Origin of the sequence: Streptomyces sp. NBC_00252, assembly GCF_036187565.1 — a bacterium.
GTDB lineage: Bacteria > Actinomycetota > Actinomycetes > Streptomycetales > Streptomycetaceae > Streptomyces.
This window is the reverse complement of the sequence record NZ_CP108087.1, coordinates 6,394,921-6,416,245: the sequence shown is the minus strand read 5'-3', so window position 1 is coordinate 6,416,245 and position 21,325 is coordinate 6,394,921. Positions and strand designations below refer to the sequence as shown.

Here is a 21,325-nt window from a genome sequence, read left to right as displayed (position 1 = left end):
GCCTCACCCGTCCTGGCCGGCGGCCGGCAGCGCGTTGCCCCGGATCACCCCGGCGTACCAGTGGGCGCTCGCCTTGGGAATGCGGCGCTGGGTGGAGTAGTCGACGTAGACGGCACCGAAGCGCTTCGAATAGCCGTAGGACCACTCGAAGTTGTCGAGCAGCGACCAGAGGAAGTAGCCGCGCACGTCGGCTCCGTCGGCGACCGCCCGGCGGACGGCGTCGAGGTGGGCGTGGAGGTAGGCGATGCGCTGCGGGTCGTTGACCAGGCCCTCGGGGGAGACGTAGTCGTCGAACGCGGCGCCGTTCTCCGTGACCATCAGCGGCAGCCCGGGGTGCGAGGCGGCCAGGTCGGTCAGGAGGGTGTACAGGCCGCTGGGGTCGATCGCCCAGTTCATCGCCGTGAGCTGGTCGTTGGCGAGGTGGAAGTCGACGTTCGAGGAGCCGGTCCACGGGGAGTGGTCGCTCGCGCCGTGGCCGTCGTTCTTGGTGGTGCCGTCGCCGGAGCCGGCCGAGACGACGGTCGGCGCGTAGTAGTTGACGCCGAGGACGTCGATGGGCCGGGAGATCTCGGCGAGGTCGCCGTCCCGCACCAGCTCCGTCCAGTCGACGAGGTGCGCGGTGTCGGCGAGCAGGTCCTCGGGGTAGGCGCCGTCGAGGAGGGGGCCGGTGAAGATCCGGTTGCCGACCGCGTCGATACGGCGGGCGGCCTCCGCGTCCTCGGGGCTGCCGGTGAGCGGGCGCACCTGGTGCAGGTTGAGGGTGATGGAGGTCTGCGCGGTGGCCGGCAGGACCTCGCGCAGCGCCCCGACCGCCTGGCCGTGGGCCAGGTTGAGGTGGTGCGCGGCGCGCAGGGTGGCCGCCGGGTCGGTGCGGCCGGGGGCGTGCACGCCGGAGCCGTAGCCCAGGAACGCGCTGCACCAGGGCTCGTTGAGGGTGGTCCACAGGCCGACGCGGTCGCCCAGGGCCCGGCCCATGATCTCGGCGTACTCGGCGAAGCGGTGCGCGGTGTCGCGCTGCGGCCAGCCGCCCGCGTCCTCCAGCTCCTGCGGCAGGTCCCAGTGGTAGAGGGTGGCGACGGGGGTGATGCCGGCCGCGAGGAGTTCGTCGGCGAGCCGGCGGTAGAAGTCGAGTCCGCGCTCCACGGCGGGCCCTCGGCCGGTGGGCTGGACCCGGGACCAGGAGATGGAGAACCGGTACGCCTTGAGGCCGAGGTCCTTCATCAGGGCCACGTCGTCGCGATACCGGTGGTAGTGGTCGGCGGCGATGTCACCGGTGTCGCCGTTGCGCACCTTCCCCGGGGTGTGGCTGAAGGTGTCCCAGATGGAAGGGGTCCGGCCGTCCTCGGCGGCGGCACCCTCGACCTGGTAGGCGGCGGTGGCCGCGCCCCAGACGAAGCCCGGGGGGAAGGAGGTGGTGACGGCCGGTTCGGCCTTGGTCTCGTGTCGTACGGCGGTCATGTGAGCGCTCCCGAAGTGGAGTGAGTAAAAGCCGGACGGTGGTCCGGCGGTGAGGGGAAGCGGACGGGGCACGGCGGCGGGCGCCCGGCCGGGTACGGCCCGCGTGCGCGGCGGGCCGTACGGGAGGGTGAACTGGGCCTGCGCGAAAGGCGGTTGGCAGCCCCGCGTCAGCCCTTGACGGCGCCCGCCATGATGCCTCCGATGATCTGCTTGCCGAAGATCACGAACACCAGGAGCAGCGGGAGGGTGCTGATCAGCGCACCGGCCATGACGATGCTCTGGTCGGGGGTGTAGGAGGCGCTGAGCTGGCCGAGCGCGACCTGGATGGTGGGGTTGTCCTGGTTCAGGGCGAGGAAGGGCCAGAAGAAGTCGTTCCAGGCCTGCACGAAGGTGAGCATCCCCAGCACCATCATCGCGGGGCGGGCGGCGGGCAGGACCACGTTCCACACGATGCGGATGTTGGTCGCGCCGTCCACCTTGGCCGCTTCGATGAGTTCGTAGGGCAGGGCCTCCAGCAGGTACTGCCGCATGAAGAAGACGCCGAAGGCACCGACGAGGGTCGGGAAGATCACCGACTCCAGTTTTCCGCCCCAGCCGATGTTCGCCATCATCATGAACAGCGGTACGACGCTGAGCTGCGGCGGGATCGTCAGGGTCGCGATGACCGCGGTCATCAGGGCGCCCCGGCCGCGGAAGCGCATCTTGGCGAAGGCGTACCCGGCGAGGGTGCAGAAGAACAGCGTGGCCGCGGTGATGGAACCGGCCACGATGACGGTGTTGACGATGGCCTTCCCCAGGTGGGCCTGGTCCCAGGCCGACTGGAGGTTGGTCCACAGCCGGCCGCCCGGCAGGAGCGGCGGCGGGCTGTCGAGGACCCGCTGCTGGTCGTGGGAGGCGGCCACCAGCGTCCAGTACAGCGGGAACACCGAGCCGAGGCCGACGATGATCAGCGCCGCGTAGGTGAACGGGCCGCCCTTGAGCTGCTGGCCCGCGCCGATCTTGAAGCGGCGGCGGCCGGCGCCGGGGGTGACGGGAAGCGGCGCCGGATCGAGGTCCGGCGCGGTGGGGGTGGTGCTGGTCGTGGTCATCGATATCGCTCCCGTCACGCCGCGCTCTTGCGCAGGACCCGGCCGACGATCAGGTTGATCAGGGCAATGAGCAGCAGCAGGACGAGCATGGCCCAGGCGACGGCCGCGGCCGGGCCCAAGTGGCCCAGTTTCCAGCCGTAGTTGAAGAGGTAGATGCTGAGCGTCTCGTACTGGTGCTCGCTGCCTCCGGTGGAGCCGAGCGTGCCGCCCTGCAGCAGCAGCGGCTCACCGAACAGCTGCATGGAACCGATGGTCGAGATGACGATCGTGAAGAGGATCGTCGGCCGCAGCGAGGGGATGGTCACCTTGCGGAACTGCTGCCAGCGCGTCGCCCCGTCGATCGAGGCCGCTTCGTACAGGTCCGTGGGCACGGCCTGCATGGCCGCGAGATAGATCAGGGTGTTGTAGCCGGTCCAGCGCCAGATCACGATGGCCGAGATGGCGAACTTGGACGACCACTCGCCGTTGCCCCAGTCGGTGTTGCCGATGCCGACGAAGTGCAGCACCCAGTTGAGCAGGCCGCCGTCGGCCCGGAAGACCAGGGCGAAGACGAGGGCCGCGGTCGCCACCGAGGTGGCGTACGGGGTGAGGATCACCGTCCGCCAGAACGTGCTGGCGCGCAGCTTGTAGTTGAGCAGGTGCGCGAGGCCCAGGGCCATGAGGAGCTGGGGAACGGTCGAAATGACGCCGATGACAAAGGTGTTGGTGACCGCGGTCCAGAACTCGGAGTCCTGGAGGATCTTCGCGAAGTTGTCCCAGCCGACCCACTCGGACTGGCTCAGGCTCGTCATCTCCACCCGGTGCATGGCTATCCAGCCCGTGTACAGCATCGGGTAGAGGCCGAAGGCACCGAAGATGAGGAAGAAGGGGGCGATGTACGCGTACGGCGACGCCTTGTCGTCGAGGCGCCACAGACGGGTGCGCCACACGCTGGGTTCTTTCGGCACGGCGCCGACGCCGCCGGGTGGCGGGGTCGGGGCGTCCCGGGTGGGGATTGTGGTTGCCACGGAGGGGGTCCTTCCCTGGATCTCGGCCGGGTACGGGCAGGGGGCGGGCGCGGGGCCGGGCACCCGGCCCGGGACACGTCGTCGCCGTCGGGTCGCCGGTCGGGCGGACACGGTGCTGCGGCGTCCGGTGAGTGTGCGCCGAACACCGCGGAAAAGACCGGCACTTGACGACCGGGGCCGCTGCGGACGACCCCCGCGCCTACGGCGGGAGCCGCCGGGCGGCCCCACGCACGCAGCGCGGTGCGGGCGGCCGCCGGGCCGCCCGCACCGCGGCCTGTGTCAGCCGATCACCTTGTCGATCGAGTCGGTCGCGGCCTTCCACGCCTTGTCGGGCTTGGTCCCCCGCTGCTCCATGTTGTTGATCTGCGTGGAGATCGTGTCCTTGATCGTGCCGTCCTTCGCGCCGAGCACGGCCTCGGGGATGGCCTTCGCCTCGTCGGCGTAGATCTGGCCGATCGGGGCGTTGTTGAAGTACGGCAGCGTCGCGTTCTTCACGCTGGCGAGGTCGTAGGCGCCCTTGTTGGACGGGAAGACACCGATCGCCTTGAACACGGCGGCCTGCTGCGCCGGAGCGGTCAGCCACTTGACCAGGTCGGTGGCCGCCTTGACGTTCTTGCCGCTCTTGGGCACGGCCAGGAAGGAACCGCCCCAGTTGCCCGCGCTGGTGCCGGGCGCACGGGCGATGTCCCACTTGCCCTTGTAGGCGTCACCGGAGTTGATGGAGATCTGGCCGGCCATCCACGCGGGGCACGCCACGGTGGCGACGGTGCCCTTGCGCAGCGCCGCCGTCCAGGCGTCGGTGAACTGGGGCAGACCCTCGGTCAGCTTCTTGGACGCGGCTTCCGCGGCCAGGTTCCAGCCCTGCTGCACGGCCGGGCTGTTCTTGTAGACGGCCTTGCCGGAAGCGTCGTAGTACTGCTCGGCCGAGGAGCTGACGACCGCGTTGTACATGGCGCTCGCGGAGTCCATGAAGTAGGTGCCCTTGGGCGCCTTCGCCTTGAACTTCTCGCCGAGCTTGAGGTAGTCCTCCCAGCCGCCGGCGACGGCCTTGGCGACCGAGTCACGGTCGCTCGGCAGGCCCGCGGCCTTGAAGAGGTCCGAGCGGTAGCACAGGGACATCGGGCCGATGTCGGTGCCGGCGCCGATGACCGAACCGTCCGACGCGGTGGCCTGCTTCTCCTTCCAGGAGACCCAGTCACTCACGTTGATCGACTTGCTCAGGTCGGTGAACTTGGCCGCCTGGGTGTCGACGACCTCCTTGATGCGGCCGACCTCGATGCCCTGCACGTCCGCGAGGCCACTGCCCGTGTTCAGCTGCTGAAGCATCTTCGGGTAGTAGTCGGCCTCGTTGGCGGTGACGTTCTCCTTCACCGTGATGTTCGGGTGCAGCTTGTGGTACTGGGCGAACAGGCCGGCTTCCTTGTAACCGAACTGCCCGTAGTCGGCCACCGTGAGAGTGATGTTCCCGTTCGAGTCCTTGGCGTCCGAGGAGCTGTCGCTGCTACAGCCGGTCAGCAACAGGGCCGAGGCTGTCAGGACCGTCGTGGTCAGGGCCGCTGCTCTGCGGCCTTGGCCGCCGCCGGTACGGGTGATGCGCATTCCACTACTCCTTGTTCCAGTGGGGAACGGGGTCTCAGGAATCGGACCGCCGAGGCTCGACGATCCGGACCTGCCCTCTCGTTTCGAGCAGCGGCCAGCCCACGGCACTGGACGTGCAGTGAAAAGGTGCTGGTCAACGGTGTGCCATGCGAGATAGAGGGACGGGCCGTTGGTGGTTTCATCCACACGGGAGGAGGCCCCCGAGATTCCGTGGGACCGCTCCCACGCGGCATGCCGGAAGACTCCTTCGTGCCGGGCCGGGTGTCAAGACTTGAAAACGGGCTTGTTGCGCAAGCGTGTTCCGTACGTCACGTGAATGTGTCGCTCCACCAGGCGTCACCGGCCGGACACGGGCCGGTCGCGCACAGGATTTACGCAGGTGATCCAAGGAGTCGCCGAGCGGGTACGGCACCGGAGCCGCCCAGCCGGGCCGCCGCCCGAATTTCTGGGCAAGAATGAGGCAAGTCCCCACTGATCGCCGGAAGGTGAACGATGAGCCCTGCCGAGCAGCCGCCCCGGCGCGCGGACGTCCGGCGCCCGACGCTCAACGCCGTGGCCGCGCTCGCCGGCGTCGGCCGCGGCACGGTCTCCCGGGTCATCAACGGCTCCCCCAAGGTGAGCGACCACGCCCGCGCGGCCGTGGAGCGGGCGATCGACGAACTCGGCTACGTCCCCAACCCGGCCGCCCGTTCGCTGGCGACCCGGCGTACCGACTCGGTCGCCGTGGTCGTCCCCGAGGGCGAGGACCGGCTCTTCTCCGAGCCCTACTTCTCGGGGATCATCCGCGGTGTCTCGGCCCAACTCGCCAGCGCTCAGATGCAGTTGCTGCTGGTCCTGACGCCGGACGAGAAGGAGTACGCGCGGCTGGCCACCTACCTGTCCGCCCACCGGGTGGACGGCGTGCTGATCCTCGCGGTCCACAGCGGCGACACCCTGCCCGATCAGCTGCACGAACTCGCCGTGCCGACCGTGCTGGCCGGGCGGCGCGGGCAGGGGGAGGCGCTGGGACACGTCCGCGCGGACAACAACGGCGGTGCCAGGATCGCCGTCGAGCACCTGCTCGCCACCGGCCGCCGGACCGTCGCCACCATCACCGGGCCCCTGGACATGGACGCCGCGCAGGCCCGACTCGACGGCTACCGCGAGGCGTTGGCGGGCACGGGCATCACCGTCGACGAGGACCTGATCGCGTACGGCGACTTCCGCGAGGAGGGCGGCCGGGCGGCCATGCGGGAGCTGCTGCGCAGACGGCCCGGCCTCGACGCCGTCTTCGCCGCGTCGGACGTGATGGCGTCGGGTGCGGTGCTGGAGCTACGCGCGTCAGGCCGGCGCGTGCCGGACGACGTCGCCGTAGTCGGCTTCGACGACTCGATCGTGGCCCGGCACATCGACCCCCCGCTGACCAGCGTCCGCCAGCCACTGGAGGAGATGGGCCGCACCATGGCAAGCATCCTGCTCGACGAAATCGCCCACCGCGGGGACGGTCACCGCCAAGTGGTCCTGCCTACGCGGTTGGTGGTGCGGGAGTCGGCGTGAGGGGGGCTTGGGGGGGGGCGGGGGCGGACTACGGCGGGGGGCGGGGCGGAGGATGCCGGGGGGCGCGGGCGAAAGCGTCGGGGGCGGACGGAAGACACCGGGCGGGGGCGGAAAGCGCCGGGCGCGGGCGGAAGACGCCGGGGGCGCGGGTGGTGCGGGTGGTGCGGGAGTTTGCCTGAGCGGTGTCCTCGCCGGTCGAGTACCGGGCGCGGGTGAAAGGCGCCGGGAGGCACGCGCGGATGACTCCGGAGTCGGGCGAATGACACCGGGGGCGTGGGTAGTGCGGGCGGCGCGCCAGTTCGCCTCAGCGGCGCCCGCGCCCGTCGAGTGCCGGGGGCGGGCGAAAGACGCCGGGGGCGTGGGTAGTGCGGGCGGTACGGGCAGCGCGGGAGTTCGCCTCAGCGGTGCCCTCACCGGACGAGTGCCTTGCGCGGGCGAAAAACGCCGGGCGGCACGAGCGGAAGACCCCGGGAGGCACCCGTGGAAGGCCCCGGCCGCAAGCGAAAAACGTCGGTTGCGCGACCCCCTTTACCCATGGGAGCGCTCCCATGCATAATGGGCGCCACTCGACCCATGGGAGCGGTTCCATGCCCGACCTGACGACCGCGGTCTTTCCCCCTGCCTTCCTCTGGGGCGCCGCGACCTCCGCCTACCAGATCGAGGGGGCGGTGCGGGAGGGCGGCCGTACGCCCTCGATCTGGGACACGTTCAGTCATACGCCGGGCCGGACGGCCGGTGGTGAGCACGGTGACATCGCTGTCGACCACTACCACCGCTACCGCGACGACGTGGCGATGATGGCGGACCTGGGTCTGACGGCGTACCGCTTCTCGGTCTCCTGGCCGCGGGTGCAGCCGACCGGCCGGGGCCCGGCGGTCCAGGTGGGCCTGGACTTCTACCGCCGCCTGGTCGACGAGTTGCTCGCGCACGACATCAAGCCCGCGCTGACCCTCTACCACTGGGATCTCCCCCAGGAGTTGGAGGACGCGGGCGGCTGGCCCGAGCGCGACACGGCGTACCGCTTCGCCGAGTACGCACAGATCGTGGGCGACGCCCTGGGCGACCGCGTGGAGCAGTGGATCACCCTCAACGAGCCCTGGTGCAGCGCCTTTCTGGGCTACGGCTCGGGCGTGCACGCACCGGGCCGTACGGACCCGGCGGCCTCCCTCAAGGCCGCGCATCACCTCAACCTGGCGCACGGACTGGCGACTTCGGCGCTGCGCACCGCGATACCGGCCCGCAGCTCGATCGCGGTGAGCCTCAACTCCTCGGTGGTCAGGCCCGCTTCACTCTCCCCGGAGGACATGGCGGCGGCCCGGAAGATCGACGACCTGGCCAACGGCGTGTTCCACGGACCGATGCTGCACGGGTCGTATCCGAAGTCACTGCTGGAGGCGACCCGGTCGGTCACCGACTGGTCGTACGTCCAGGACGGCGACCTGACGCTCATTCACCAACCGCTGGACGCACTGGGGTTGAACTACTACACCCCCACCCTGGTCGAGGCGACCGAGGCGGCCCCGGCCGGCAGCCCGCGCGCCGACGGTCACGGCCTGAGCGCGTTCTCCCCCTGGCCGGGCGCGGACGACGTGGCGTTCCTCCAGACCCCCGGCGAGCGCACGGAGATGGGCTGGACGATCGACCCGACGGGCCTCTACGACCTGATCCACCGGTACACCCGGGAGGCACCGGGCCTGCCGCTGTACGTCACGGAGAACGGCGCGGCCTACGACGACAAGCCCGACCCGGAGGGCAACGTCCACGACCCGGAGCGGATCGCCTACCTCCGCGGCCATCTGTCGGAGGTGCGGCGCGCGATCACGGACGGCGCGGACGTACGGGGCTACTACCTGTGGTCCCTGATGGACAACTTCGAGTGGGCGTACGGCTACGGGAAGCGGTTCGGCGCGGTGTACGTCGACTACGCGACGCTCGCCCGTACGCCCAAGTCGAGCGCCCGGTGGTACGGCGAGGCGGCCCGCACGGGCACGCTCCCCTCGGCGGAGGACGCCTGACCCACGGGGAAACCGGGGGACGGGGGCGAGGCGCGGCATGCCATGGGGGGCGTGCCGCGCCTCGGTGTGTCACGGAGGGGCGCCTCGGCGGGGTGCGGCCGCCCGTCCGTGAGACCGCCCTTGCCACGCGCTAAATAGAGTGATTCATTCGATCCGCAAGTGAATGGATACACGTCAAGCGCGAGGAGATGTCCGTGGCCGTCACCCTGGGCCGGGAGCCGATCACCGTCGAGCAGTTCGTCGCGGTCGCGCGGCACGGCGCCCGGGTCGAGTTCGACGCGGTCTACGTCGACCGGGTACGCAAGTCCCGCGCCCTGGTCGAGCGCTTCCTCGCCGAGAACCGCCTCGTCTACGGCGTCACCACCGGGTTCGGCGACAACGTCACGGAGGTCATCGACCCGGCGGACGCCGAGCGGCTGCAGCGGAACATCGTGCGGTCGCACGCCGTGTCGGTCGGGGAGCCGTTGCCCGTGGAGGTCGTCCGGGCCATCGCGCTGATGGAGTTGGTCGGGCTCGGGGAGGGGTTCTCCGGCATCCGGTTCGAGACGCTGGAGCTGATCCGGCGGATGCTCAACTCGGGGGTCACCCCGCACGTTCCAGGCGAGGGTTCCGTCGGCTACTTGGCCCCCGAGGCACACATGGCGCTCGTCCTCCTGGGCGAGGGCCGGGCCTGGTACGGCGACGAACTCCTGCCCGGCGCCGAGGCGTTGGCCCGGATCGGCGAGAGTCCCGCCCAACTCGCCTGCAAGGAAGGGCTGTCCCTGACGAACGGGACGCACTCGGTCACCGCGACAGCCGTACTGGCCGCCCACGACGCGGGAGTCGCGGCCACTACGGCGGACGTGGCCGCGAGCCTTTCGGTGCAGGCGCTCAAGGGGACCGTCCGCGCCTACGACGCCCGGATCCAGGAGCGGAAGCGGCACCCCGAGCAGGCGGCCGTCGCCGAGAACCTGCGGCGGCTGACCGAATCCAGCGCGATCTGCGCCGAGTTCATCGACCACCGGCTCCAGGACAGCCTGTCCCTGCGGGCCGTACCGCAGATGCACGGCGGCGCGAAGCGGGCGCTGGCGCAGGCGCGGGAGGTCGTCGTCGAGGAGCTGCACTCCGTGGGCGACAACCCGGTCATCCACCCCGAGGGCGAGGACGGGGTCGCGCTGAGCGGGGCGAACTGCGACAGCACGTACGTCGGCATCCAGGCCGACACGATGGTCAACGCGATGACGGTCCTCGCCAAGGTCTCCGAACGCCGTACCGACCGCATGGTCAACAGCAACTTCAGCGAGCTGCCCGCCTTCCTGGTCCGCGAACCGGGCCTGAACAGCGGCTACATGATCGCCCAGTACACGGCCGCCGCCCTCACCATGGAACTGCGCGGCCTGGCCGTCCCCGCCTCCGCCGACAACGTCACCACCTCCGCCAACCAGGAGGACACCGTCGGCAACGCCTACTGGGCGGCCCTGAAGGCGTACCGCGCGACCCGCAAACTCGCCTACGTCATAGCCATCGAGCTGATGTGCGCCGTCCAGGCCCTCGACCTCCTCGCCCCGCTCTCCCCCTCCCCGGCGGCGGAGGCCCTCCGGGCCCGGATCCGGGAGACCGTACCGACCGTCGACGAGGACCGCGTCTTCCACACCGACATCGAGCACATCGCCGAACTCGTGCGCAGCGGTGAGGTGTTGGCGGTCGTGGAGGGTGTGGTGGGGGCGCTGCACCGCTGACCTGCGCCTTGCCGCCGACGCCCGGCCCGCTCCACTCAGATCGTCGGCGGCGCGGTCCCCTTCGGCAAGAGGCAGGCCGGGGGCGGAAGTTCGCGGTTCGGCGGCGGGCCGGGGGGACCGGGCGGGTTCGGGGGCTTCGGCGGCCCCGGGCCGTTCTGAGCCACGCGGGGTCGACCTGCCCTCTCAATCGCCCCGCCGGATACGCCAGTTGGGCGCACCCGGAGATCTCCGGGTGCGCCCAACTCCCTTGCCCTACTGACCTACTGGAACGCGGCGAACGCCTTGGAGAACGCGTTCGCGCCCTGGACGATCGAGCTGCACGTCGCGTCCGCCGCCGGCTGCGCGCCACCGGCGCACTGCTTGTCGCGGGTCGCGGACCACATCGAAAGGCCGCCCAGGCCCTTGGACTTGGCGAAGTCGACCAGCTGGGTCGCGTCGTCGACCTTGAAGATCTCGGACGCGACGTCGTTGACGCCGATCATCGGGGTGACCGCCACGGCCTTCCAGGCGGCGCTGTCGGACAGGCCCAGCACGCTCTTGACCTGAGCCTGGGTCGCGGTCGCCGCCTGGGTGGCGTAGGTGCCCATGTCGCCGCTGTACGCGGGGCCGTAGTCCATCGCCATGATGTTGACCGTGCTGATCTTCACGCCGTTGGACTTGGCGTTGGACAGCAGGTTCACGCCGTCCTGGGTGAGGCCCTCGGGCATCACCGGGAGCGTGAAGGAGACGTCCAGGTTCGGGTGCTGCTGCTGGAGCTTCGCTATCGCCTGGGCGCGGATGGTGTTCGCCGCCGTGTTGGGCAGCGCGCCGCCCTCGATGTCGAAGTCGGCCTTGGTGAGGCCGTACGCGTCCACGACCTTGCCGTACGCCGTCGCCAGCGCGCTCGCCGAACCGCAGGTCGTCGCCAGCTCGGAGCCGGACGCGCCGCCGAAGGAGACCCGCACGTCGCCGCCCTTGGCGCGCAGCGCGCCGATCTGGGAGGCCACGCCGTCGCTCGCGAGGTCCGTCACGCCGCCCCACTTCGGGGTGCAGCCGCCGCCGTCGGTGATGAAGGCGAGGTTGTAGTTCTTCACGCCGGTCGCGGTGACGTTGGCGAGCAGGTCGAACGCCGGGTAGAGGGACGTGTCGACGTACGGGGCGAAGCCCGCGCCCGCCGCCGTGCCGGTGCCGGTGCCGGTGGTCTGGGTCGGGGAGGCGGAGGGCGCGGTGGGCGTGGGGGTGGGGGTGGAGGTCGGCTTGGCCGTGGGGGTGGCCGTCGGCGTGGACGTCTCGGTCGGGCGGCCGCTCGGCTCCGGCGTCGCGGTGCTGTCCGTCGAGCACTTGGCGTTGTCGATGAGACAGCCGGTCGGCTGGGCGGTGCCGCTGACCACGAAGCCCACGGTGACGGACTCGCCGGCCGCGAGACCGTCGGTGTCCCACTTCGGCGGCTTCACGGTGACGTGCTGTCCGCTCACGCTCGACTCGGCGTTCCACAGCGAGCTGAGCGTCGCGCCGGACGGGAGGTCGAACTCCAGCGTCCAGTCCTTCTCTCTGGCACCGGTCGTGTTGGTGACGACGTACTGCGCGGTGTACCCCGTGGACCACTCGCTGGTCCTGGTGTACGCCGCGCCGACGCTCGCCGCCTGGGCGATACCGGTCAGCATGATCGCGCCGCCACCGACCACCGCCGCGGCGACCACTCCGCCGATCACCTTGTTCCTCTTGCTGATCCTGCGCCGGTGCGTGCTCATCGCGTGCCTGCTTTCGCCGTACGGGGTGGGGGTGCGGCAGCACGCTAGCGATCCGGAACCAGGCAAAACGCCTGTTCCGGGCGGCGGTTGACGATCTTAGGGTGCGCTTAAGGAAGGGATCGGGAACGGTTAAAGGTTGAGACCAATCGGCCGCGCCGACGTCGTCGTACGGCTCCTCGATGGCCGTTGCGCTCGGGCTCGCGTCCGTCCAGCTGAATCCAGATCCGCACCTCCGTGCCGCCGAGCACCGAGGAGCCGATCCGGACGTCCCCGCCGGTCGCCTCCGCGAGCCGGCGCACGATGTCCAGCCCGAGCCCGGTCGACCCGGCGCTGCCGGAACCGCGCCCGCGGGCCATCGCCGCCTCGGGGTCGCGTATGCCGGAGCCCGCGTCCGAGACGAGCACGATCACCGCGTCCTCGCTGTTGTGCACGTCGACCGCGAAGGCCGTGCCCTCGGGGGTGTGCCGGAACACGTTGCCCAGCAGGGCGTCCAGGGCCGCGACCAGGTCGGCGCGGGCCACGGGTATGCGCACCGGCCGCTCCACCCCGGCGACCCGCACCTTGCGGCCCTCGTCCTCGGCGAGCGCGGACCAGAACCGCATCCGCTCACGCACCACCTCGGCCGCGTCGCACCCGGCACCGGGCCCGGCCGCCACGGTCTGCGGCTTGGCCTCGCGCGCGGTCCGGATGATCGTGTCGACCTCCTTCTCCAGCTGCGCGACGGCCGTCCGCGTCTGCTCGGCGGCAGGCCCCTCCCCGAGCGAGGCCGCGTTGAGCCGCAGCACGGTGAGCGGTGTGCGCAGCCGGTGCGACAGATCGGCCGCCAACTCCCTTTCATTGGCCAGCAGTTGTACGACCTGGTCGGCCATGGAGTTGAACGCCACCGCGGCCAGCCGCAGTTCGGTCGGCCCCTCCTCGGGCACCCGCGCGCCCAGCTTGCCCTCCCCCAGTTCGTGCGCGCCCTCGACCAGGCGCTGCGCGGGCTGCACCATCCGTACGCCCAGCCGGTCGGCGACCGCGACGGACCCGACGATCAGCGCGATGCCGACGCCGGCGAGCACCGCCCAGGCCGTGCCCACGCCGTTGCTCACCTCGGACTCGGGGACGTAGACCTCGACGACGGATATCTCGCCGGAGCTGAGCGCGACCGGCTGGAGCAGGACGGAGCCGCCGGGCACCTCGGTGGTGGAGGCGCGGCCCAGCTTCCGTACGGTCGCGATGTCCTTGTCGGCGGCGCGCTGCCGGCCGATGTCTACGGCCGCCTTCCCGTCCCCGGCCGGTATGTGGACGGCCATCCCGGAGTCCGCGCCCGCGGACGCGACGACCTTGTCGAGCTGGTCGCGGTCGGTGGTGATGGACAGCGCGGGGGCGACGGCGGCGGCCTCCCGCTCGGCGTTCGAGAAGGCGCGGTCGCGGGCCATCTCCTTGATGACCAGGCCGAGCGGCACGGCGAAGGCGACGACGACCATCGCCGCGATCGCCAGACAGACTCTGACCAGCGCCCACCTCATCGCAGCGGCTCCGCTCCCGGTGGCTCCAGCTTCACGCCGACCCCGCGCAGGGTGTGCAGATAGCGCGGCCGGGCCGCGGTCTCCCCCAACTTCCGGCGCAGCCACGACAGATGGACGTCGATGGTCTGGTCGTCGCCGTAGGACTGCTGCCAGACCTCGGCGAGGAGTTCCTTGCGCGGGACGACCACGCCGGGGCGGCCGGCGAGGAAGGCGAGGAGGTCGAACTCGCGGCGGGTGAGGTCGAGTCGGACGCCGTCCAGCTCGGCCTGGCGGCGCAGCGGGTCCACGGCCAGGCCGCCGACGCGGATCACCGAGGACGGGGGTGCCTCGCCGGTGCCGGCGCGGGAGCGTCGCAGCACCGCGGACATGCGGGCCGAGAGGTGGTCGACCGAGAAGGGCTTGGTGAGGTAGTCGTCCGCGCCCGCGTTCAGCAAGCGGACGATCTCCGACTCGTCGTCCCGCGCGGTGGCGATGATCACAGGGACATCGGTGATCCCGCGCAGCATCTTCAGCGCCTCGGACCCGTCCAGGTCGGGCAGTCCGAGGTCGAGAATGACCACGTCGAAACGGAAATGGGCGACCTCGCGCAGCGCCTCAAGTGCCGTACCGACACTGCGCACCGTGTGCGCCGCATCGGTCAGATGCCGGATGAGGGCCGAGCGCACGAACTGGTCGTCCTCGACCACGAGCACACTTGCCATGCGCCGCACCGTACGCCATGCGGGCGACCCGTATCCGGGCCTGTGGACAACTCCCGCCTGTGGACAACCGGTGGGACATCGACGGGACACCCGTGGGCCGCGTGAGGCAGTATGGCGGCGATGCGCAGAGGACTCGTCAACGGGCTCGTCCACGTGCTGGCTTGGTCACTGGCCACCGGCGCGGCCGTCACGCTGTCCTGGTGGGGCGTCCACACGGTCATGACCGGCACGGCCTACGACCCTCCGCGCGCCCTGCCCATCACGGCGGTCGGCGCGACCGCGCAGGAGGCGACACCACCGGCCTCGGCCACGCCGAGCCCCGAGTCGTCCCCGAGCCCGTCGAGCACTCCGACGCCGACCCGCAGCCCGAGCGCGGCCCCGACGAGGACGGCGACCACCACCAGCCCGTCCCCGACCACGTCCCCCTCCGGCCAGGTCAAGAGCTACGCCACGGACGGCGGGCGGGTGGTGCTCGATCTCGCCCCGGACTACGTGACGCTGGTGTCGGCGACGCCGGGTACGGGCTGGGCGATGCAGGTGTGGAAGACCGACTCGTGGCTCCGGGTGGAGTTCACCAAGGGCACGGACAAGGTGTCGGTGATCTGCACGTGGCACGACGGGGCACCGCGCGTGGACGTCGGCAACTACTAACCGGGATCGGTGAGTTGCGGGTACGCCCTAGCGGAACACGGACGGGGGCGGTGCGGGTGAGGCGACCGCCGCGGCGTCCGTCACCGGGACCGCGCCGCCGGTGAAGTCGGTGAGTTCCCGGCCGTGTTCGAGCCGTCCCGGGTGCGGGTCGGAGGCGGCGCGGCGGGTCAACTCGGCGACGGGCAGCGGGTGTTCGGAGGCGACGAGCACGGCGTTGCCGAACCGCTTGCCGCGCAGCACGGTCGGGTCGGCGATCAGCGCGCGTTCCGCGAACCGGGCGGCCACGGTGGCGATCTGGCCCCGGAGATGCGCGAGCGGAGGTCCGTCGGCGAGGTTGGCGGCGTAGATCCCACCGGGCTTGAGCGCGCGGCGCACCTCGTCGAGGAACTCGGTGGACGTCAGGTGGGCGGGCGTCCGGGCTCCGCTGAAGACATCGGCCACGACGAGGTCGGCCCACCCGTCGGGCACCTTCGTGAGCCCCGCGCGGGCGTCGGTGGAGCGCACCCTGATCCGCGCGTTCGGGTCCAACGGCAGCTCCCGCCGGACCAGTTGGACGAGCGCCGCGTCGAACTCGACGACCTGCTGGGTGGAACGGGGGCGGGTCGCGGCGACATACCGGGCGAGCGTGAGGGCTCCGCCGCCGAGGTGCACGGCGTGGATCGGCTTCCCGGCGGGCGCGGCGAGATCGATGACGTGCCCGAGCCTGCGCTGGTACTCGAAGGACAGATAGGCGGGGTCGTCGAGATCGACGTACGACTGCGGCGCCCCGTCGATCAGCAGCGTCCAGGCACGCGCGCGTTCCCGATCGGGTATGAGCTCGGCAAGCCCACCGTCGACGGGCTCGACGACGGCCTCGGCGGCCCCGGCACCACCGCGCCGACTGTTCCTGGACTTTCCCATTGCCTCATTATCGGCGGCCGGGGAAGGTCCGGCGCGCTCGCCCTACAAGCCCCGGCTGGCATCAGCGCCCTGAAGGGGCGCGGGGCTGTGTCGATATGCGGCTCCGCCGCGTGGGCGCGACCAGCCCCCACCGGCCCGCGGATGACCACGACCTCCCTGCGGAGCTATCGACAGCCGTCCGCCGCCTCGATCAACCGAGCCGCCTCACCCAGCGCAGCACGCAGCACCTCGGGGTCGGTAGCGAGATCGGCATCGCCAGGCGGAAGCAGCCAGTCGGAACCCTCGACAGGGGGCTCGGGGTCGGGCGCGAGCCGCAACCCCCGCCCGTTGGTCTCCGTACACGTGCTCCCCGGCAGATCCCACGCCGCCGCCGTACCCGGCGGAACCAGAAAGCCGAGGGTGTCGTCGCCGTCGTCGTGCAGCACGGGTCCGACCCCGTCGCACGCACCGCGCCGCAGGATGTCCACCGCCTCCAGCCCCTGCCGCGTCGGCACCGTCACCAGATCGCAGGCCGAGTCCGCGAACGGTGGCGCACTGCACTCCGCGCTCGGCATTCGAGGATCGACGCTCTGCCGTGACTCCATCCCGGTCTCCACCACGGAACCCCTCCTTGGACGAGCGGGTCGGGAGTCGGGTGGCTCCCGGTCCATGGAGTTCAACGCGTCGAGGCGTCAACGGCTACGGCACAAGTCCGCCGCAAAGGATGGCAGTTCATGGCAGATCGCGGATGAGATATCCGGTTTGTAGCCAAACCCTGCGTGGCGGACCGTGCACAGCAGGTACGTTCTTGCCCGCTGGAAACAGGGCGTCACTCAACAAGTCACCCTGAATCCGGCATGGTTCGACGGTTCGCACGAGAGGACCCGGCCATGGCGTCGTCAATGGTGACCCCGCCCCCGTTCCCCCAACCACCGAGACCCAATCTCGCCTTCCGGCGGCTGCGCGGACAGCGCTCACCGGCGGAGTTCGCCGCGGCCGTACGCCGGTCCGCGCGGGAGATCGGCGAGCGGGTCAGCTGCGACGCGCGCTACGTCGGCCGCGTCGAGGCCGGTGAGATCCGTTGCCCCAACTACGCGTACGAACGGGTGTTCCTGCACATGTTCCCCGGCCGCACGCTCGCCGACCTCGGCTTCGCGCCCCGCTCGTCCGTACGCGGACGCGGGGCGCGCACCGCCGAGGACACGCCCCCCGCACACCTCACGAGCCCGGCCCCCTTCGCGACTGAGGCGGCCGGGGCGGGTGAGACGCGGAGGGTGCACGAGCCGTATGACACGCAGGACCCGTACGACACGCACGAGAACCACGAGAACCACGAGGAGAGCGACGTGCTGCGTCGCGCATTCATGAGGGGCGGCACCGTCACGGTGGCCGCCGGCACGCTGGGCCCGCTCGGGCTCACCTTCGACGCCCGGGCAGCGGAACGTTCCGTCCGCCGTCCCGGCACGAGCGAGGCGGGCGCCCTGGAAGAGGCCGTCCGCAGAATCCGGCTGCTCGACGACCGGCACGGCGCCGACGGCCTCTACCGGCGCGCGGCGGCCCCGCTGCGCGCCGCGTACGCCCTGCTCGACGCGGGCACCACCCGGCAGTCCGTCGCCGAGAGACTGCACTCCGGCGCCGGTGAACTCGCCATCTCCGTGGGGTGGCTGGCCCATGACTCCGGCCGCTTCGACGACGCCCGCTCGCACTACGCGGAGGCCCTCGCCACGGCCCGGATGACCGGCGACGCCGGCCTTGAGGCACACGCCTTCTGCAATACGGCGTTCCTCGCGCGGGACGCCGGCCGGCCGCGCGAGGCGGTGCGCGCCGCGCAGGCCGCGCAGCGGGTGGGGCGGCCGCTGGGGTCCGCCCGCCTGATGTCGCTGCTCGCGCTGCGCGAGGCGGGCGGCTGGGCGGGGCTCGCCGACCGCACCGGGTGCGAGCAGGCGCTGGCCCGGGCGCAGGCGCTGTTCTCGCGGGGGCACTCGGATGCGGACCCGGAGTGGATGAGCTTCTACGGGGAGGCCGAGCTGGAGGGGCTTGAGGCGCAGTGCTGGTCCACCCTCGGTGACTGGCCTCGGGCCGCGCGGCACGCTCGGCGGGCGGCGCAGCTCCAGGACCCGCATTTCACCCGGAACATCGCGCTGTACATGGCCGAGCTCGCTGATGATCTCGCGCGGGGCGGGCGTCCTGATGAGGCGGCCACCGCGGGGATGCGGGTGCTGGATCTCCTGGATCTGGTGCAGTCGTCCCGGATCCAGACAATGTTGGCCGGGACCGCGCGGGTGTTGTTGCCCCACAAGAGGGCGTCGGGGGTGTCGACGTTCCTGGAGAGGCACTCGAATCTGCCTCGTACCGCGGCTTAGGCGCGGCGGAGGATGCGGTGTGGTTCGTCGCGGGTCCGTGGGGCTGGGCGATTGCCGCCTACGGGACCAGATGACCCACGTCGTTCCAGCTCTCGACGGCCGGGTCTCCGTAGGCCCAGCCCAGTACGGAGAGGGACGTCGGGTTGAGGCGTATCCGGGCCGCGAAGTCGATCGGCAGGCCGAGCCAGCGGGCGCCGATCGAGCGGAGGATGTGGCCGTGGGCGAAGACCAGGACGTCGCGGTCCTCGGCCCGGGCCCAGGCGACGACCTCGTCCGCGCGGGCGGTGACCTCGGCGAGGGTCTCCCCTTCGGGGACGCCGTCGCGCCAGATCAGCCAGTCGGGACGTACGGAACGGATCTCCTCCGGGGTCATGCCCTCGTAGGCGCCGTAGTCCCACTCCATGAGGGTGTCCCAGTCGGTGGCGCGGTCGCCGAAGCCGGCGAGTTCGCAGGTCTCACGCGCGCGTGCCAGCGGGCTGGTGCGGACCTCGACTCCGGGGAGGCCGTCGAAGGGGGGCCTGTGCAGTCGCTCACCGAGCACCTTGGCGCCGCGTCGGCCCTCTTCGAGGAGCGGAACGTCGGTCCTGCCGGTGTGCTTCCCGGACAGTGACCATTCGGTCTGTCCGTGCCGGGCCAACAGGATGCGCGGTGCCATGAGGGACCTTTCCGGGATACAACGGGATACGCGAGACGCGGGAGGCGGATCACTCCATCATCGCTCACCCTTGAGAAGGGCAACCCAGGGGGCGATCTCTGCGTCTTTGAGGTCCGGGGCGCCCGAAACAGGGCGCGCACATACGCCGTAAAGTGTCCCGACCGGGCTATCGGGAAGCCGGACCATGGGCAGCGCACCAGCACAGAAGGGGGAGGGCGATCGGATGCCGCAGACCGAGACACCAGGCATCGAGGCGGACCGGCGAAGCCGGCTGCGCTGGTGGACCGAGCTGCCGCTGATCCTCATGGTGTACGCCTCGTACTCGGCGGGCCGCCTGCTGGCCAGGGGCGACACGGCGAGCGCCGTCGACCACGGCCTGGCGATCCTGCGCATCGAGAAGTTCCTCCACATCAACGCCGAGCACCCGCTGAACCGCCTCTTCACGCGCGAGGCCTGGCTCGGGATACCCGCGGACTTCTGGTACGCGTCACTGCACTACCTGGTGACGCCCGCGATCCTGATCTGGCTGTTCCGGTCCCGCGCGCAGGTCTACCGCGCGGCCCGCACCTGGCTGATGACCTCCACGTTCATCGGCCTGATCGGCTTCACCCTCCTCCCTACCTGCCCGCCCCGCCTCCTCTCCCCCGGCTACGGCTTCGTGGACACGATGGCCAAGTACAGCTCGTACGGCTGGTGGGGCGGCGACGCGAGCGCCCCCCGCGGCCTCGGCGGCATGACGAACCAGTACGCGGCGATGCCGAGCCTGCACTGCGGCTGGGCCCTGTGGTGCGGAGTGATGCTCTGGCGCTACGGCGGCAACCGGCTGACCAAGGCCGTCGGGGTCGCCTATCCGCTGCTCACCGCGATCGTGGTCATGGGCACCGCGAACCACTACCTCCTCGACGCGGTCGCGGGCGTGGTCGTGATGGGTCTCGGGTTCCTGCTGGCGCCGCAGGTGATGAAGGCCGCGGACCGGATCAGGACGCGGTTCGAGGGACGCGGCTCACTCGTCGCGGCCCGCTCGCGTGACGCCGCCCGGAGCGCTTCCCGTGATGCCTCTCGCGGCTCAGAAACCTCAATTGTCAGTGGCGGATGCCAGACTTCCCCGGGTGAGCGAATTCCACGGCAGCGCGAGTCACAGCTCGGTACCGGAGCCGAGCCGGGTGCCTCCCCCACGGACGCGGGGGACGGCGCTCCGGCACCGGCTCGCTGAGCTGCGCGGCCCCGACGTCCCTGCCAAGGCGCTGGACGCCCGCGCCCTCGCGGCCCTGGCCGCGAACCCGGGCTGCAAGCGCCGCGCGATCCTGGACGGCGCGGGGGTGAACAAGGCGGTGCTGGCCGACGCGCTCGGCTCGCCGTCGGCCTTCGGACAGTCCCAGTTCGCGTTCATGCGGGGCAACGCGTTCGAGGCCAAGGTGAAGGCGGACGGCGGCGCGGAGCTGCTGCGGCTGGTGCACGAGAAGCTGGACCCGGGCGCCGAGCCGCCGACCCGCGCGCGGGTGCCCGAGCTGGCCGCGATCGGCCCCGAGGGGCGCGCGGCCCGTACGGCACTCGCGCTGCGCGAGGCCTCCGAGGCCGCCGCCTGGACCCTGCTCGACCATCCGATGCTCGCCCTGGACGTGGCGGGTTCACCCGCCTTCCTGGAGCCGGACGCGGTGGTCGTGCACCCGGACGGCAGTTGGACGGTCGTGGAGATCAAGTCCTTCCCGATGCTGGACGGTTCGGCTGACCCGGCGAAGGTAGGCGCGGCGGCCCGCCAGTCGGCGGTGTACGTGCTGGCGCTGGAGGAGGTCGCGGCGCAGCTGAAGCCCGCGCCCCGGGTCCGGCACCGCGTCCTCCTGGTCTGCCCGAAGGACTTCTCGAACCTGCCGACCGCGTCCGCCGTCGACGTCCGTAAGCAACGCGCGGTGACCGGACGCCAGTTGGCCCGCCTCACCCGCATCGAGGACATCGCCGACACCCTCCCCGAGGGCACCTGCTTCGCCCCCGACCGCCCGCCGGCCGAGCTGACCGCCGCCGTCGAGTCGGTCCCCGCGGCCTACGCCCCCGAGTGCCTGGCCGCCTGCGAGCTGGCCTTCCACTGCCGCGACCGCTCCCGCGCCTCGGGTGCGGTCACCACCCTCGGCCGCTCCCTGCGCGCCGAGCTGGGCGACCTGACGACGGTCGACGAGGTCCTGTCGGCGGCCCACGGCGAGTCCGGCGACCCGGACGACCCGGCGGTGGCCGCGCTGCGGAGGGCGGCGGAACTGCGCGCCGAGGCGCTGCGGGACGCGGCCGAGCGACAAGGGCAGGTGCCGGGGAGCGCCACCGGGCTGCGGCTCGTCGAGCCCCTGGAGAGCGTGCCGGGCGGTGGCGCGCGATGACCGCGATCCCGTACGGCCCGCACCCCCGCACCCCGTTCCCGGTCACGCACC

Annotated in this window: 17 protein-coding genes; 7 read left to right on the top strand and 10 right to left on the bottom strand. The window is 71.4% G+C overall.

All coding sequences use genetic code 11. The features are described 5' to 3' along the window. Positions 1 to 3: 3 nt before the first annotated feature. The 4 genes from OHT77_RS28435 to OHT77_RS28420 form a co-directional block, all read right to left on the bottom strand. Complete coding sequence (locus tag OHT77_RS28435) at positions 4 to 1,458, bottom strand: GH1 family beta-glucosidase (RefSeq protein WP_328831266.1); 1,455 nt, start codon at positions 1,456 to 1,458, stop codon at positions 4 to 6. Between the two features lie 167 nt (positions 1,459 to 1,625). After that, positions 1,626 to 2,546 (bottom strand): carbohydrate ABC transporter permease, encoded by a 921-nt coding sequence (locus OHT77_RS28430; protein ID WP_328831265.1) that lies wholly within the window; start codon positions 2,544 to 2,546, stop codon positions 1,626 to 1,628. 14 nt (positions 2,547 to 2,560) lie between these two features. Continuing rightward, a complete protein-coding gene (locus tag OHT77_RS28425) occupies positions 2,561 to 3,553 on the bottom strand; it encodes a carbohydrate ABC transporter permease (protein ID WP_328831264.1) in 993 nt (330 codons plus the stop codon). 279 nt (positions 3,554 to 3,832) lie between these two features. Continuing rightward, complete coding sequence (locus tag OHT77_RS28420) at positions 3,833 to 5,152, bottom strand: ABC transporter substrate-binding protein (RefSeq protein WP_328831263.1); 1,320 nt, start codon at positions 5,150 to 5,152, stop codon at positions 3,833 to 3,835. A gap of 492 nt (positions 5,153 to 5,644) precedes the next feature. Between OHT77_RS28420 and OHT77_RS28415 the strand changes: the two genes are divergently transcribed. The 3 genes from OHT77_RS28415 to OHT77_RS28405 all read left to right on the top strand — a co-directional run bounded on the left by OHT77_RS28415 (position 5,645) and on the right by OHT77_RS28405 (position 10,421). Beyond that, entirely contained in the window at positions 5,645 to 6,688 is a 1,044-nt protein-coding gene (locus OHT77_RS28415) for a LacI family DNA-binding transcriptional regulator (protein ID WP_328831262.1), read from the top strand. A 587-nt stretch (positions 6,689 to 7,275) separates the two neighbouring features. Next, positions 7,276 to 8,703 carry a GH1 family beta-glucosidase gene (locus OHT77_RS28410; RefSeq protein WP_328831261.1) on the top strand — a complete coding sequence of 476 codons (1,428 nt, stop codon included), beginning with the start codon at positions 7,276 to 7,278 and terminating at the stop codon, positions 8,701 to 8,703. Positions 8,704 to 8,891: 188 nt separating this feature from the next. Continuing rightward, complete coding sequence (locus tag OHT77_RS28405) at positions 8,892 to 10,421, top strand: HAL/PAL/TAL family ammonia-lyase (RefSeq protein ID WP_328831260.1); 1,530 nt, start codon at positions 8,892 to 8,894, stop codon at positions 10,419 to 10,421. 260 nt (positions 10,422 to 10,681) lie between these two features. On the opposite strand, the gene OHT77_RS28400 is transcribed toward OHT77_RS28405, so the two are convergent. The 3 genes from OHT77_RS28400 to OHT77_RS28390 form a co-directional block, all read right to left on the bottom strand. Continuing rightward, positions 10,682 to 12,151 (bottom strand): glycoside hydrolase family 18 protein, encoded by a 1,470-nt coding sequence (locus OHT77_RS28400; RefSeq protein WP_328831259.1) that lies wholly within the window; start codon positions 12,149 to 12,151, stop codon positions 10,682 to 10,684. Positions 12,152 to 12,258: 107 nt separating this feature from the next. Beyond that, positions 12,259 to 13,662 carry a HAMP domain-containing sensor histidine kinase gene (locus tag OHT77_RS28395; protein WP_328831257.1) on the bottom strand — a complete coding sequence of 468 codons (1,404 nt, stop codon included), beginning with the start codon at positions 13,660 to 13,662 and terminating at the stop codon, positions 12,259 to 12,261. Further along, positions 13,659 to 14,363 (bottom strand): response regulator transcription factor, encoded by a 705-nt coding sequence (locus OHT77_RS28390; protein WP_328831256.1) that lies wholly within the window; start codon positions 14,361 to 14,363, stop codon positions 13,659 to 13,661. The genes OHT77_RS28395 and OHT77_RS28390 overlap by 4 nt, the downstream gene beginning before the upstream one ends. 111 nt (positions 14,364 to 14,474) lie before the next feature. On the opposite strand from OHT77_RS28390, the gene OHT77_RS28385 reads away from it, so the two are divergent. Further along, a complete protein-coding gene (locus OHT77_RS28385; protein ID WP_443048141.1) occupies positions 14,475 to 15,014 on the top strand; it encodes a hypothetical protein in 540 nt (179 codons plus the stop codon). Between the two features lie 27 nt (positions 15,015 to 15,041). Here the strand turns inward: OHT77_RS28385 and OHT77_RS28380 are convergent, their stop codons facing one another. Continuing rightward, on the bottom strand, positions 15,042 to 15,914 hold the full coding sequence (locus OHT77_RS28380; protein ID WP_328831254.1) for a spermidine synthase: 873 nt from the start codon (positions 15,912 to 15,914) through the stop codon (positions 15,042 to 15,044). Between the two features lie 164 nt (positions 15,915 to 16,078). Continuing rightward, the gene (locus OHT77_RS28375; protein ID WP_328831253.1) at positions 16,079 to 16,513 is read right to left on the bottom strand and encodes a hypothetical protein; all 435 of its coding nucleotides are present in this window, start codon (positions 16,511 to 16,513) and stop codon (positions 16,079 to 16,081) included. 270 nt (positions 16,514 to 16,783) lie between these two features. On the opposite strand from OHT77_RS28375, the gene OHT77_RS28370 reads away from it, so the two are divergent. Beyond that, positions 16,784 to 18,256: a hypothetical protein gene (locus tag OHT77_RS28370; RefSeq protein WP_328831252.1), complete on the top strand. Its 1,473-nt coding sequence runs from the start codon at positions 16,784 to 16,786 to the stop codon at positions 18,254 to 18,256. A gap of 58 nt (positions 18,257 to 18,314) precedes the next feature. On the opposite strand, the gene OHT77_RS28365 is transcribed toward OHT77_RS28370, so the two are convergent. Further along, a complete protein-coding gene (locus OHT77_RS28365) occupies positions 18,315 to 18,911 on the bottom strand; it encodes a histidine phosphatase family protein (protein ID WP_328831251.1) in 597 nt (198 codons plus the stop codon). Between the two features lie 223 nt (positions 18,912 to 19,134). On the opposite strand from OHT77_RS28365, the gene OHT77_RS28360 reads away from it, so the two are divergent. Together OHT77_RS28360 and OHT77_RS28355 are read left to right on the top strand one after the other, a co-directional pair. Further along, complete coding sequence (locus OHT77_RS28360) at positions 19,135 to 20,124, top strand: phosphatase PAP2 family protein (RefSeq protein ID WP_328831250.1); 990 nt, start codon at positions 19,135 to 19,137, stop codon at positions 20,122 to 20,124. Then, the gene (locus OHT77_RS28355; RefSeq protein WP_328831249.1) at positions 20,075 to 21,274 is read left to right on the top strand and encodes a hypothetical protein; all 1,200 of its coding nucleotides are present in this window, start codon (positions 20,075 to 20,077) and stop codon (positions 21,272 to 21,274) included. Before OHT77_RS28360 ends, OHT77_RS28355 begins: the two co-directional genes overlap by 50 nt. Positions 21,275 to 21,325 lie beyond the last annotated feature (51 nt).

Bases quoted from the DNA above. Each gene is read 5' to 3' on its own strand.
- OHT77_RS28435 (WP_328831266.1), bottom strand. From the start codon at position 1,458: ATGACCGCCGTACGACACGAGACCAAGGCCGAACCGGCCGTCACCACC.
- OHT77_RS28430 (WP_328831265.1), bottom strand. From the start codon at position 2,546: ATGACCACGACCAGCACCACCCCCACCGCGCCGGACCTCGATCCGGCG.
- OHT77_RS28420 (WP_328831263.1), bottom strand. From the start codon at position 5,152: ATGCGCATCACCCGTACCGGCGGCGGCCAAGGCCGCAGAGCAGCGGCC.
- OHT77_RS28415 (WP_328831262.1), top strand. From the start codon at position 5,645: ATGAGCCCTGCCGAGCAGCCGCCCCGGCGCGCGGACGTCCGGCGCCCG.
- OHT77_RS28410 (WP_328831261.1), top strand. From the start codon at position 7,276: ATGCCCGACCTGACGACCGCGGTCTTTCCCCCTGCCTTCCTCTGGGGC.
- OHT77_RS28405 (WP_328831260.1), top strand. From the start codon at position 8,892: ATGTCCGTGGCCGTCACCCTGGGCCGGGAGCCGATCACCGTCGAGCAG.
- OHT77_RS28400 (WP_328831259.1), bottom strand. From the start codon at position 12,151: ATGAGCACGCACCGGCGCAGGATCAGCAAGAGGAACAAGGTGATCGGC.
- OHT77_RS28395 (WP_328831257.1), bottom strand. From the start codon at position 13,662: ATGAGGTGGGCGCTGGTCAGAGTCTGTCTGGCGATCGCGGCGATGGTC.
- OHT77_RS28390 (WP_328831256.1), bottom strand. From the start codon at position 14,363: ATGGCAAGTGTGCTCGTGGTCGAGGACGACCAGTTCGTGCGCTCGGCC.
- OHT77_RS28385 (WP_443048141.1), top strand. From the start codon at position 14,475: ATGGCGGCGATGCGCAGAGGACTCGTCAACGGGCTCGTCCACGTGCTG.
- OHT77_RS28380 (WP_328831254.1), bottom strand. From the start codon at position 15,914: ATGGGAAAGTCCAGGAACAGTCGGCGCGGTGGTGCCGGGGCCGCCGAG.
- OHT77_RS28370 (WP_328831252.1), top strand. From the start codon at position 16,784: ATGGCGTCGTCAATGGTGACCCCGCCCCCGTTCCCCCAACCACCGAGA.
- OHT77_RS28365 (WP_328831251.1), bottom strand. From the start codon at position 18,911: ATGGCACCGCGCATCCTGTTGGCCCGGCACGGACAGACCGAATGGTCA.
- OHT77_RS28360 (WP_328831250.1), top strand. From the start codon at position 19,135: ATGCCGCAGACCGAGACACCAGGCATCGAGGCGGACCGGCGAAGCCGG.